Raw genomic sequence first — 12687 nt, forward strand, 5'->3', positions numbered from 1 at the left:
TGCCTCCGGTGCGCCTCTGCTTGGGTTGTTTGGGGAAATTTACTAGCAGCACAATCATCCCTACCCCCGCCCCATGGCCTGCTGCGCCTCATCAACCTTGCCCTGTTTCTCCAGCGCACGCGCCAGATCGCGCCAGAACTGCTTCTGATCGGGCCGCAGGGCCGCGCTCTGCCTCGCCAGCGCTTCGGCGATTGCAGGATCTTCGCCGCCGTCCAGATACAGCCGCGCCAGCAGGTTCAACGAAAACGCGTCCTTGGGGTCGTGCAGCAGCGCCTGATGCAGGTACTCGCGGCCCTGGTCGGTGTGCCCCTGGGCCAGCTCCACGCGCGCCAGATGCCGCATGGTCAGCCCCTTGCCGGACGGCAGCGCCGCCGCCTTCTCGTAGTACTTGCGCGCGTTGGTCAGCTTGCCGGTGTCCTCGGCCATGCGGCCCAGGCGCAGGAGGCAGTACACGTCCTGGGGGTTCAGCTTCAGGCAGCGCTGGAAGGCCTTGCGGGCCTGGGCTTCCTCGCCCAGGCGGTGGCAGGCGTGGCCCAGGTTGTAGAGCGCCATGATGTTGCGCGGCTCCTTGGAGAGCACCCGCTCGAACTCGGCCTTGGCCTGGGCCATGCGCCCCAGGCGCGCCAGACAAATACCCAGCGAATTGCGCGCCAGCAGGTTGTGCTCGTCGGCCAGCAGCGCCAGCTTGTAGTCCTCCACGGCCCCGTACACGTCGCCGATGGTGAACAGCCGGTCGGCGCTTATGGTCAGGGAGATGGAGTCGAACACGGCCAGCTGCGGGCCGCTGGCGATGAGCAGCGAGTGGTCCAGGGCCTTGCGGCAGTTCTCCAGCACGTCGGCCTTGCCGAAATTCAGGAACGGATACCCGGCCAGCCCCACGGCCAACCTGAGGTCCAGGCGCGACTCGGCCTGCTCCATGAAGGCGGCGAAGCGCTCGCGCAGCACCAGCGGATCAAGCCCCGGCACGTAGAGGATCAGGCTGCCGGTGGAGAAGCGCCCGCCCTGCACCTGGGAGCCGAAGACCTCCCGGCAGAGCGCGGCCACTTCCTGCACGCGGGCTTCGGCCGGGGACGCGCTCCCGGACTGGCGGTCCTTGCCGGAATCGGGCAGGCGCACCAGGGCCAGGGTGAACACGCTCTGGGCCTCGCGCACCTGGGTGATGTGGCGGATGAAATCCCGGTGGCCCAGCAGGCCGCTGACCATGTCGCGCTGCGGCGGCGCAGCCGGGTCGGCCTCGGCGGCGAAGAGGTCCTCGGGTTCCTGGGCCAGCAGCAACCGGTCGCCCGGCTCGATGGGCCAGGAGGCGTCGGTGAGGTGCAAAACCTCGGCGAAGGACACGTCCTCCTGGGTTTCCATGAGGATGATCTCGCCCTTGACCATGGACGGATAGCGCCCGGACACCCGCTCCCCGGCGCGCCCCAGCGGCTGGGCCGCGCCCGTTCGGGGCGACCACACCAGGAAGCGCTGGCCCTCCTTGGCGTCCACGGCCTTGCCCAGGCTCACGGCCAGGCGGCCAAGCGGCAGCGACTCCAGCACCTGCCCGCCCTCGCGCAAAAGTTTCGAGAAGCTCATCACCTGATCGCGCCCGAGGTCCTTGGCGCAGGCCAGGGTCTTGCGGGCCTTCTGCACCAGGATGCGCACGGCCTCGCCGATGGGCGAGGCCAGCTGGCCGCCGTGGAGGTCGCGCGGGTAGAGGGAGAACCCGGCGCTCACGGTGAGGCGGATGCGCTCGCCGTTGACCGGATACTCGAAGATTTCCTCGGCCACTGCCGCGCGAAGCGACTCGGCCAGATCCTGGCAGCGCGCGGCGGAGGCTCCGGGCAGGAGCGCCGCGAACACGTCGCCGTCCAGGCGGGCGCACAGGGCGTCCTCCGGGGCCTTGCGGGCCAGGAGCTCGCCGAGCTTCTTGAGCAGGGTCTCGCCGAAGAGGTAACCGTAGTTCTGGTTCACCCAGGAGAAGAAGTCCACGTCCAGGAGCACCAGCCCGAAGCCGCCCCGGGCCTCGCCGGGCGTGTCCAGGCAGCTGGCCGAGCCGGGCAGGATGCAGGCCTGCACCAGCTCGATCTCGCGCTCCATGGCGGACATCAGGCATCCACGGTTCAAGAGCCCGGTCACGGAGTCGGTGCGGCAGGCCTTGGCCAGGCGCAGGTTCTCCAGGCACAGCGTCGCCGCCTGCGTGAGCAGCGCAAGCGAGGTCTTGGGGATGGATTTCATACCGCGCGCCATGAACATGCCCAGAAATTCGCCGTCCAGCGTGAGCGGCAGCAACAGCTTCTGTTCGCCGCGCAGGTACTCGGCCTCGAACTGTTCGCCCGAGGAGTCCGGCGGCGGGAAGTAGAGGCTGTAGGATTTGAAGCTCACGAAGGCCTGGAGCGCGTCCTTCAGGGCGTGCTCTCCGGCGATGAGGTCGTGGCGGGTGAGGCGCATGCTTTGGGAACGCTTAAGGGGGGTGTTCGGTCGCATGGCGAAGGTTGTAACGGGCGCGCGCGCCTTGGGCAAGGGGCCAGGAGCCCCGGATGCGCTTGCGGCTTGCCCGTGCGCCGGGCATGGGCTAAGGGACGGGGCTGGAGCAGTTCCCATGCAGCACAATCCAGTACTCGAAGCCATCCGCCAGCGCCGCTCCATCAGGCGTTTCACGCCGGAGCCGGTGTCGCTCGCGGAGATCGAAGCCATTTTGGACGCGGGCCGCTGGGCTCCCAGCGGGCTGAACAACCAGCCCTGGCGCTTCCTGGTGGTCCGCCCCGGCGAACCCCGCCAGGATGCGCTGGCGCGCCACACCAAGTACGCCCATCTGGTACGCGGAGCCCAGGCGCTCTTCTGCGTGTTCCTGGACCGCGAGGTGGTGTACAACCGCGCCAAGGACCTTCAGAGCATCGGCGCGTGCCTGCAGAACATGCTGCTGGCCGTGCACGCGCTGGGTCTTGGAGGCGTGTGGCTGGGCGAGATCATAAACCAGGAGCCGGAAGTCACCAGGGCGCTGGGCTTCGACGAGCGCAGCCTGGAGCTGATGGCCGTTTTGGCCGTGGGCAGGCCGGACCAGAAAGGCTCGTCCGAACGAAAGCCGCTGGCCGAACTGCTGCTGGAGCCCCTGAGCCTGGCCGACGAATAAGAGAGAGGCATCATGAAGGTTGAGATTTTTCCGCTTGGACCGCTTGAGACCAACAGCTTCCTGGCCATCGAGGGTTCGAGCGCCGTGGCCGTGGACGTGGGGGGCGACCCTTCGTCCATGCTGCGCTTTCTCAAGCGCGAGGGCCTGACCCTGACCCACATACTGCTGACCCACCTGCACTTCGACCACACCTTCGGGGTCAAGGCCCTGCACGACGCCACGGGCGCGGTGGTGCTGGCCTGCGCCGGGGACGCCCCGCTGATGCAGACCGAGCTTGGCCGGGGCGGCTTCATGGGATTTCCCAAGGTGCCGGAGTTCTCCTACGCGCCGGTGGAGGAGGGCGAAATCGAGCTTCTGGGCCAGCCCTGCAAGGTGCTGTTCACGCCGGGGCATACGCCGGGCGGGGTGTCGTATTATTTCCCCAAGGCGGGCGTGGTGTTCGCGGGGGATTTGCTGTTCTACCGCTCCATCGGGCGTACGGACTTTCCCGGCGGCAGCCACCAGACCCTGCTTGATTCCGTGACGACCCGGATCTTCCCCCTGCCGCCGGATACGGTGGTCTACGCGGGGCACGGGCCGGAAACCACCGTGGGCGACGAGAAGCTGCACAACCCCTATTTCAGCGATTTCGCAGGGTAGCGGCGAAAGGGCGCGAGGCAGGCATGAAGAGCATCATCCCGGCAACGCTCACGCAGGAGTCCCCCCTGGTGCTGGCGTGCAGCCCGCGCAAGGGCGGCAACTCGGACGCGGCCGCGGCGCTATTGGCCGAGGGGCTCACCGCCGCCGGAGCGACGCCCCTGCTGCTCCGCCTGCGCGACCTGGACATCACGCCCTGCCGGGGCTGCCAGGCCTGCGGGCGCGACCCCGAGCACCGCTGCGTGCTCATGGAGCGCGACCAGTCCGAGGAGCTGTTTCGGTTGATCATGGCCGCGCCCGTGCTGTTTTTCGCCGCGCCCATATTTTATTATCATCTCCCGGCCATGTTCAAAGGCTTCATCGACCGGGGACAGCGCCACTACGAGGCGCGGCTGGCAGGGGACCCGGCGCTTTGCGCCCTGGCTCCCAGGCAGGCCCACATGTGCATGGTCTCCGGGAGGCCGCGCGGCGAGAAACTGTTCGAGGGGTCGCTTCTGACCATGCGCTACTTCCTGTGGCCCTTCAACGTGACGCTCGGCGAACCGCTGCTCCTGCCGGGCTACGACGCGCCGGGCGATCTTTCGGGCGACGAGTCCGCGCGCGCAAGGGTGCGGGAGTTCGCGTCCGGGGCCTGGACGGCTGTCGGGCGCTGAGTTCTCATGCATGGCCGATTGAGCCTGCTGCTGCGCGGCACGTGGCGTTCCCTGGCCGGGGCGCGCTGCCGGGTGTGCGGTCTGGTCACCAGCGGGCCGGGCCTGTGCGAGGCCTGCGCGAAGGAGCTCAGGCCCCGCCTGACGGACTACTGTCCCGGCTGCGGCGCGCTCTGCGAGACCGCCGGACAGCCTCCGTCGCTGTGCGGGGCCTGCCGCGCGGCACCCAGGCCCTGGACCGGCATGGCGTTTTACGCCGAATACGGCGGCCCGCTGCGCCGGGCCATCCTGCGCCTGAAGTTCGGCGGAGGGCTTGCGGGCCTGGGCCTTCTGGCCGAGTTGGCGCGACACGCCTACAGCCTGCACCGGGAGCGCCCCGGCGGGCTGGACCCCATGGGGCCTGATCTGGTGGTCGCCGTGCCCATGCACTGGCGAAAGCTCCTGCGGCGCGGCTACAACCAGAGCCAGGAGCTGGCCAGGGCCGTGGCCGGGCCGCTGGGCGTCCCGGTTGCCGGGCGCGCGCTCAGGAAGATCCGCCACACCAGCCCCCAGAGCAGGCTGAAGGCCAAAGAGCGCCGCACGAACCTTGCCGGGGCCTTCGAGGCGGATAGAGAATTGGTGGGAGAAAAATCCGTGCTGCTGGTGGACGACGTGATGACCACCGGAGCCACGCTGGACGCGGCCTCGCGGGCGCTTCTGGAAAGCGGGGCCAGGCGCGTGGATGTGCTTGTTCTTGCTCGTGACTGAAAATTGGAGTTGACAAATTTACGGGGTGTCCTTAGGAACGGTTTCCCCGTTTGCGGAGGTCTAACCATGTACGCTATTGTTGAGTCCGGCGGTAAGCAGTACCGCGTTGAGGAAGGCACCAAGATCACCGTCGAGAAACTCACGGTTGATGCTGGCGCTGAAGTTGCCCTGGAAAAGGTGCTCCTGGTGGGCGAGAACACCGACCTGAAAGTCGGCTCTCCCTACGTGGACGGCGCCAAGGTGACCTGTGAAGTGGTCGAGCATCTGCGCGGCCCCAAGGTTGTGGTCTTCCACAAGTGGCGTCGCAACGACTCCCACAAGAAGACTGGTCACCGCCAGGATCTCACCACCCTGAAGATCAAGTCGATCACGGCCTAGGAGGGACACCATGGCTCATAAAAAAGCAGGCGGCAGTTCCCGCAACGGTCGCGACAGCGCAGGTCAGCGCCGTGGCGTGAAGCGCTACGGCGGGCAGGTCGTCCGGGCTGGCAACATCCTGGTTCGTCAGCTTGGCACCAAGTTTCACCCCGGCGACAACGTCGGTCTGGGCAAGGACTTCACCCTCTTTGCCCTGGTCGACGGCACCGTCGCCTACGAAAAGTACACCCGTAACCGCAAGGTTAAGACCCGGGTGCACGTCCTTCCTCCCGTCGCCGCCTAAGGCGCAGGAGTGGACCCGGCTTTTCGAGCGGGGCGGCCAAAAGCCGCCCCGCTTTTTGGCGTTCTCATTTCCGGCACTTCGTGTTCCTCCCCTTGCGCCCGGCGCGCGGGCGTCCTATAGGGGCGTATCCATGCGTCCGGTAACGCGTGGCCTCTCTTTTGCATTGATTTTCCCCTAGGCAGGGAGCGCCATGGCGGACAAAGAACACAAGAAGATCATCATCAAGAAGGTGAAGAAGGGCGGGCACGGCGGCGCGCATGGCGGCAGCTGGAAGGTCGCCTACGCCGACTTCGTCACCGCCATGATGGCCTTTTTCCTGGTCATGTGGCTGGTCAACTCGCTGCCCAAGGAAAAGAAGGTGGAAATATCCAAGTATTTCCAGTCCTATAGCCTGCTCGAGGGCAGCCCCTCTGGTCTCGTCCCGGCCACCGACCTCTCGCAGATCGCGCAGGAGCAGAACCCGCCCAACATCGTGGAGCCCATCTCCGAGAACCCGTCCAGCCCGGCCAAGGAGAAATCCGAGGCGGAAAAGGCTGCCGAGGCCATAAAAGAAGCCATCGAAGCCAAGACCCCGGACATGAAGGACCAGATCATCGTCAAGACCGAGGCGGGCAAGGTGATCGTGGACGTGTTCGAGGACGCCAAGGGCAAGCCCCTTTTCGCACTTGGCCGTTCCGACCTGACCCCGGACGCCAAGCGCGCCCTGGCCGCGGTGGCTCCGCCCTTCGCCAAGGCGGGCAAGGGCCTTTTGACCATCGAGGGGCACACCGACGCCTTCACCTACGCGGGCGAGCGCTTCACCAACTGGGAGCTCTCCACCGAGCGCGCCTCGGCGGCCCGGCGCGAGCTGGAACGCTCAGGCGTCTCCCAGGACAGCATCGGGCAGGTGGCAGGGTTCGCAGCCACCAAACCCATGGACGCCCAGGCTCCTTTCTCCCCCAAGAACCGCCGTATCCGGCTGGTGATGACCGTGCCCCAGCCCGTCCAGCCGTCCAAATCGCCCGACGCCGCAAAAGGCCAACCTCCGGCCAAGGCGCAAGAGGCTCCGGCGGCTCCTCCCGCTCCCCCGCCGGACATCCCGATGTCTCCGGAAAAGCGGGAAATCCTGGACCAGCAGATAGAAAGGCTTTACGACCAGAGCATCAAGGGAAAACAAAAACCTGACGGGGTTCAGTAGAGCATGTTTGCCATCATAGGTGTCGTCACGGTCCTTGGCGCGGTCGTCCTGGGCTACATGCTGGAGAAGGGCAACTTCAGCGTGCTCTGGCAGCCCGCCGAGCTGGTGATCATCTTTGGCGCGGCCTTCGGCTCCATGCTCCTGGGTTCGCCCAAGGAAGTGGTCATCGGCGCGCTCAAAGGCATGGGCGGCGCGTTCGGGTCCTCCAAGACCAGCAAGGCCTTCTTCCTGGACATGCTCATCATGCTCTCCATGCTGTTCATGAAGATCCGCCGCGAAGGGCTGGTGGCCATCGAAAAGGACATCGAGGCTCCCGAAGCCAGCCAGATTTTCACAGGCTTTCTGAAAGACAAATCCAACGCCTTCATCGTCGAGTTCGTGTGCGACACCATGCGCGTGTTCTCCACCGTGAACATCGAACAGCACGAGTTCGAGAACATCATGGACGCCGACATCGAGGCCTACTCCCACGAAGCGGTCGCGCCGGCGCAGGCCGTCAACAAGATGGCGGACGCCCTGCCGGGCCTGGGCATCGTCGCGGCGGTGCTCGGCGTCGTCATCACCATGGGCGTCATCTCCGAGCCCCCCGAGGTCATCGGCCACCACATCGGCGCGGCGCTGGTGGGCACGTTCCTGGGCGTTCTCATGTGCTACGGCATCGTAGGCCCCATCGCGGCCAACATGGAATCCAAGGCCAAGGAAGGCGAGCACTGCCTCATCGTGATCAAGTGCGCGCTGGGAGCGTTCGTCGGCGGCAACCCCCCGCCAGTGGCCCTGGAAGCGGGCAGGCGCGCCATCCCCAACCATCACCGGCCAAGCTTCGCGGAACTGGAAGAGGCGGTGAAGGCCTCCAAGGGCAAATAGACGCCGGACCACCTTCGGGAGCGATGATGGACAACGGGACGATTCGGGTTTTGCTGGCCGAGGACGTGGCCATCCTGCGCAAGGGGCTCATGATGCTTCTGGGCGCGGCTTCCGACGTGGTCGTGGTGGGCGAGGCGGCAGACGGGCTGGAGGCTGTCCGGCTGGCCGGGGAGCTTTCCCCGGGTGTGGTGCTGATGGACCTCTCCATGCCGCGTCTGGACGGGATCGGGGCCATCGGGGAGATCAAGCGCCTGCACCCTCAGGTGCGCGTCCTGGCGCTCACGGCGCACCTGGACGCCGAGCTGGTCCGCAGGACCTTCGCGGCCGGGGCGGACGGATATCTTCTGAAGAACGTTGGCGAGGCCGAGCTGGCCAGGGCCATCCGCCTGGTTGCCGGGGGCAGCCCGTATCACAGCCCGGAAGTGGCGGCCCTGCTGGCCGAACAGGAACCGGAGGCGGGCTGAGGCTCCTGGCCAGAGAGGCTTTGCGCGGGACCTCTGGTATAAATTGATATTTATCAGGATCTTGCGAGGTCGGTAGTAGGTGGATGCCTCCGGCGGCCAAAGAGCTGCGCCCTTTGGAATCCAAAAGTATCCCGTCCTGTTACCGGCTCACCCCTCTGTTCGGACTGCTGCGGGCGATGAGTTTGCTTGATCCTCACGTGTTCGAATTATTCAAGACATCAGCATTACACAGCGTCATTTGAAGGCGCGCCGCTCGTGTTGGCCTTTTCAACATCCCCCTGATTCCCGGCATCCCCCGCAAGCAGCACCATCAACTCCCGCGTCGCGGCCAAGGCCGCTTCCAGGTCGCCCTGTCTGGCGGCCTGCTCAAGCCGTGCGCCCAGCAGGTTGGCTTCGGTGACGCCGAAGGCCATGGACGTGCCCTTCACGTCATGCCCGGCCCTGGCAGCCTGCTCCAGTTCCCCGGCCTCCAGATGGGCCATGGCCGTGGCCGCGCGTTCCTGAAGAAATGCCGTGAATTCGGCCATGAGCGGCTCAAATCCCTTGCGCACCTCCTGCCCGGCAGACTGGGCAACAGGGGCCTGGACCGGAAGAGGCGCGTCCTTGGGGGCGTATTCGGCCAGTGTCTGCTGCAAGGCGTTCAGGCTGACGGGTTTGGGCAGGTAGCCGGACATGCCCGCATGCAGGAAGCGCTCGCGGTCCCCGCTCATGGCGTAGGCGGTCAGGGCCACCACGGGAACCTCGGCCTTGTCCGCGCCGCACTCGCCCGCCCGTATTCGTCGTACGGCCTCCAGGCCGTCCACGCGCGGCATCTGCACATCCATGAAGACCAGGTCGAACGTCGCCTGGGAGAGCTTTTCCAGCGCCTCCGCCCCGTCCTCCGCCGTGGTCACGGCGTGGCCCAGCGAGGACAGGAACTCCGTGAATACGTGGCGGTTCACGGGGTTGTCCTCCGCAACCAGCACCCTCATTCCGGTGGGGATCCTGCCGGAGGGCCTGTCCGGATGCGGCACGGGCGGTTCCAGGCTGGCGGCGTTGGGTATGGCGAAGCGCGCGGTGAAATGGAATGCGCTGCCCGCGCCGGGCACGCTGTCCACCCAGATGCGCCCGCCCATGAGGAGCGTCAGTTCCCGGCTGATGGCCAGGCCCAGGCCAACGCCCTGGTAGGGTTTGGAAAACGAGGAGTCCGCCTGACGGAAACTCTCGAAGATGGCCCCGGTCAGCTCCGGGGAGATGCCGATGCCGGTGTCCTTGACGCAGAACTGGAGTTCGCAGTGGCTGCCGCTTTGCGTCAGGATTTCGGCGGACACGGTTATGCGCCCCTGGCTGGTGAATTTCACGGCGTTGCCCACCAGGTTGGCCAGGATCTGGCCCAGCCGGATGGGATCGCCTTCCAGGGTTTCGGGCAGCTCCCGGGGCAGTTCCAGCTTGAGCTCGATCTCCTTGGCCGCGCATTGCGACTGGAAGGGCTGGGTGGCGCGCTCCACTGCGCGCGGCAGGTTGAAGACCTTGTATTCGAGGGTCAGCTTGCCCGCTTCCACGCGCGAGAGGTCCAGCACGTCCCCGATGATTCCCAGGAGCGTCTGGGCGGACTCGGCGATCATGCGCAGGTGGATGGCCGTCTTGGCGGGGTCGTTCTGTCGCTGGGACAGCTCGGCCAGGCCGAGGATGGCGCTCAGGGGCGTACGGATTTCATGGCTCATGTTGGCCAGGAACTCACTCTTGGCCTTGCTGGCGGCCTGGGCCTCCTGGTGCGCCAGACGCAGGCGGATCTCGCCCTCCTTGATCTCTGTGACGTCCTGCAGGGACACCAGGACCCGTTCAAGCCCGGCTTCGTGCCCAGGCATGGGCCGTACGCTGAAAAAAGCGTGCTTTTGCTGTCCGGACAGGGTCATGAACGCGGATTCGTAGGCGTAGGAGGTGGCCCCCTGCGTCAGCGCCCTGAAGAGATTGACGGTGGCCGGGAAGGTTTCGGGCAGCGTGACCATCTGGAGATTGGACGACAGCTCATTGACGCTTGAGGCGCAGAAGATGTCCAGGGCGGAGGGGTTTGCGTCCAGCAGGTGGATGAGGCGCAGGCAGTCGAGCATGAAGTCCGGCTTGTCCGCCACCAGGGCTGCCATGTCGGTGACGGCGGCGGTCTCCGGGCTGCGCAGGAACTCCGCCAGGGCGGACATGTCCACCTCCAGGAAGGCCACGGGAGAGTGCATGAACAGGTTGCGGTAGCGGGCTTCGCTGCTGCGCAGGCGCTCGTTTGCCGCTTCCAGGGCGGCGGTGCGCACTTTGACGCGAGTTTCCAGGTCCTGGTTGAGCTTGGCCAGGGCGTCCCTTGACGCTGCCAGTTCCCGCGAGGCGTTCTCCCTGGCGCGGGCGGCCCGTTGCAGCCTGGCGATGCCGGAGTCCAGGGCCTGGAGGGTGTCCGCCCAGGCCGACGCCAGCATCCCCGCCTCGCCGGGGTGTCTGGCGGCCAGGGTGCGCAGCTCGCTCAGCATGGCCGGGCCAGCGCCCTCCATGGGGTCCAGGTGCGCAACGCTTTCCGTCAGGTCCCGGATGGGGCGGCTTATGCGGTTGGTGATGATCCAGGCCAGGACGAGGCCCGCCAGCAACACCGCGCCGATGGCCATCATCTGGCGTTTGGCCAGGGTGGACGCTGCGGCGGACAGCGATGAGGAGTCCATGATGAGTCCCACCCGCCAGCCCAGTTCCGGCAGTAGGAGCACGTAGGCCACGCTGTCCCCGGACTCGTATTTCCAGTCGAACCTGGCGGGGGTTTCGGGGCTGGTGACCGCGCGGGTGATCTGTTCCGCGTGGGCTTCAACCACTTCGCGAAACGCCCCGGACGGCAGAAGCAGGAAGGACTTGCCCATGTCGGACATTACGAACACGCCGCCGGGGCGGCCATGGCGCAGGCGCGAGAGGGAATCCAGCACGTCGCGCACCATGTGGTTCTTGTCGAGCACGGCGCGGGTCTCCAGGCGTCCGTAGTCGACGCTGACCCCCACGTACCAGCCCCAGGCGGGGAAATACCCCAGGCTGGCCAGGTGCTTGCTCTCCACGCGGGAGTTGCCCTCCGGCCACCACAGGAGCAGCGTGTCGAAGCCGTCGCGGTCCACGATTGAGCGCGCGAACTCCAGGGCGCCTTTGTCCACCGTGCCCTTCAGGTTGCGCCAGTTACTGCCCACCAGGGACTTTTCCGCATTGGCCAGGCCGGTGAAATCCTTGTCGAACACGAAGACGTTCAACCCGGTGCGGAAGCTGGCCTGATCCGCTGCGGCCAGGGCCATGCGCTTGGCTTCGGCTTCGGACACGCCGCTTCGCAGCAGGTGCGACTGTTCAGCCTCCAGGGAGGCCAGGAACATGTCCAGGTTCTGCTTGAGGGTCACGCGCTGGTCGGTGATGGCCTCCAGGCGTCGGTCGGTCTGGTCGTCGTTGCGGTCGCGGATGAGCAGCGAGGCCAGGGTCAGGGTCTCCATGGCCTGGGTCTCCTGCTCCCTGGTGACCGCCCCCTCGTAGGTGAGCCAGACCAGGCCCAGGGCGCTTGCCGCCGACGCGGCCATGAGGACCGCGATCAGCAGGAGCATCCTCCCCTTGAGCGTGACGGGAGGAAATACGGCCACTAATTCACGACTCGGCTGTTCATGACGTCGGGCCGGTGGAAATAGAACTCGACGCGCCGGTTCACCTTGTCGCTCTCGGGGGTGAAGGAGGGGGCGAGCGGCATGGTGTCGCCATAGGAGACGGCCCGGATGCGGTTGGGGAGCAGCTGCTTGTCGGTGAGCACGGCGCGGACCACCGCTCCGGCGCGAGCCCCGGACAGCTCCCAGTTGGAGGGGAACGGCCCGCCCTTGAACTCGTCGGGCACGGAGTGTCCGCGCACCATCAGGTACAGGTTGAAGGCCCTGAGCACCTCCTGCACCTCCTTGACGACCTTCTGGGCCTCGGGCGTGAGCTCCGCCGAGCCGGGCTTGAACATGGCGTCGTTGTTGACGCGCAGCAGCACGCCCGTGTCATCGGAGCTGACGCCGGAGCTCTGCTTGAGGAACGGGTCCTCGGTGATGATCTTCTTGAAGCGCATGGCGATGGCGTAGCGCGCGGCCTGCTCTTCCGAAAGCTGCTGGGTCTTGACGTCGGGGCTGCCTACCAGGGCGTTGTTGGGGTCGATTCCGGCCTTGCCGAGCTTGGTGTCGGCCTTGAAGTAGGTCTCCAGGGCTTTCTGCACGTCTTTTGGGACCATGTTCAGGATCCACATGAGCAGGAAGAAGGCCATCATGGCCGTGACGAAGTCGGCGTAGGCGACCTTCCAGCTGCCGCCGTGGAACTGCTGGTGGCGTCTGGTGCTTTGCGGGGGGCAGCGTTTCGCTTTCATGCCGGGTGTCCTG

Annotated in this window: 12 protein-coding genes; 9 read left to right on the top strand and 3 right to left on the bottom strand. The window is 66.4% G+C overall.

Annotated features, from left to right (window positions below; all coding sequences use genetic code 11):
• Positions 1–60: 60 nt before the first annotated feature.
• On the bottom strand, positions 61–2427 hold the full coding sequence (locus tag G453_RS0106710) for a GGDEF domain-containing protein (RefSeq protein WP_027190430.1): 2367 nt from the start codon (positions 2425–2427) through the stop codon (positions 61–63).
• Positions 2428–2578: 151 nt separating this feature from the next.
• On the opposite strand from G453_RS0106710, the gene G453_RS0106715 reads away from it, so the two are divergent.
• From G453_RS0106715 to G453_RS22770, 9 genes are all read left to right on the top strand, one after another.
• Positions 2579–3109 (top strand): nitroreductase family protein, encoded by a 531-nt coding sequence (locus tag G453_RS0106715; protein WP_027190431.1) that lies wholly within the window; start codon positions 2579–2581, stop codon positions 3107–3109.
• Between the two features lie 12 nt (positions 3110–3121).
• On the top strand, positions 3122–3748 hold the full coding sequence (locus G453_RS0106720; protein ID WP_027190432.1) for an MBL fold metallo-hydrolase: 627 nt from the start codon (positions 3122–3124) through the stop codon (positions 3746–3748).
• A gap of 23 nt (positions 3749–3771) precedes the next feature.
• On the top strand, positions 3772–4398 hold the full coding sequence (locus tag G453_RS0106725) for a flavodoxin family protein (protein WP_051271882.1): 627 nt from the start codon (positions 3772–3774) through the stop codon (positions 4396–4398).
• Between the two features lie 6 nt (positions 4399–4404).
• Entirely contained in the window at positions 4405–5142 is a 738-nt protein-coding gene (locus tag G453_RS0106730) for a ComF family protein (RefSeq protein ID WP_027190434.1), read from the top strand.
• A 66-nt stretch (positions 5143–5208) separates the two neighbouring features.
• Complete coding sequence (gene rplU / locus G453_RS0106735) at positions 5209–5520, top strand: 50S ribosomal protein L21 (RefSeq protein WP_027190435.1); 312 nt, start codon at positions 5209–5211, stop codon at positions 5518–5520.
• A gap of 10 nt (positions 5521–5530) precedes the next feature.
• Positions 5531–5803 (top strand): 50S ribosomal protein L27, encoded by a 273-nt coding sequence (gene rpmA / locus G453_RS0106740; RefSeq protein ID WP_027190436.1) that lies wholly within the window; start codon positions 5531–5533, stop codon positions 5801–5803.
• A 190-nt stretch (positions 5804–5993) separates the two neighbouring features.
• On the top strand, positions 5994–6980 hold the full coding sequence (locus G453_RS22765; RefSeq protein ID WP_051271885.1) for a flagellar motor protein MotB: 987 nt from the start codon (positions 5994–5996) through the stop codon (positions 6978–6980).
• A 3-nt stretch (positions 6981–6983) separates the two neighbouring features.
• Positions 6984–7844, top strand: a complete 861-nt coding sequence (gene motA, locus G453_RS0106750; RefSeq protein ID WP_027190437.1) for a flagellar motor stator protein MotA — start codon at positions 6984–6986, stop codon at positions 7842–7844.
• A 26-nt stretch (positions 7845–7870) separates the two neighbouring features.
• Positions 7871–8308, top strand: a complete 438-nt coding sequence (locus G453_RS22770; RefSeq protein ID WP_051271888.1) for a response regulator — start codon at positions 7871–7873, stop codon at positions 8306–8308.
• Between the two features lie 224 nt (positions 8309–8532).
• Here the strand turns inward: G453_RS22770 and G453_RS26100 are convergent, their stop codons facing one another.
• Together G453_RS26100 and G453_RS22780 are read right to left on the bottom strand one after the other, a co-directional pair.
• Positions 8533–11925 (bottom strand): response regulator, encoded by a 3393-nt coding sequence (locus G453_RS26100; protein WP_156920835.1) that lies wholly within the window; start codon positions 11923–11925, stop codon positions 8533–8535.
• Complete coding sequence (locus G453_RS22780; RefSeq protein ID WP_051271894.1) at positions 11925–12674, bottom strand: OmpA/MotB family protein; 750 nt, start codon at positions 12672–12674, stop codon at positions 11925–11927. The genes G453_RS26100 and G453_RS22780 overlap by 1 nt, the downstream gene beginning before the upstream one ends.
• Between the last annotated feature and the right edge of the window lie 13 nt (positions 12675–12687).

This window comes from Fundidesulfovibrio putealis DSM 16056, assembly GCF_000429325.1.
In the GTDB taxonomy this organism is placed as follows: Bacteria; Desulfobacterota; Desulfovibrionia; order Desulfovibrionales; family Desulfovibrionaceae; genus Fundidesulfovibrio; species Fundidesulfovibrio putealis.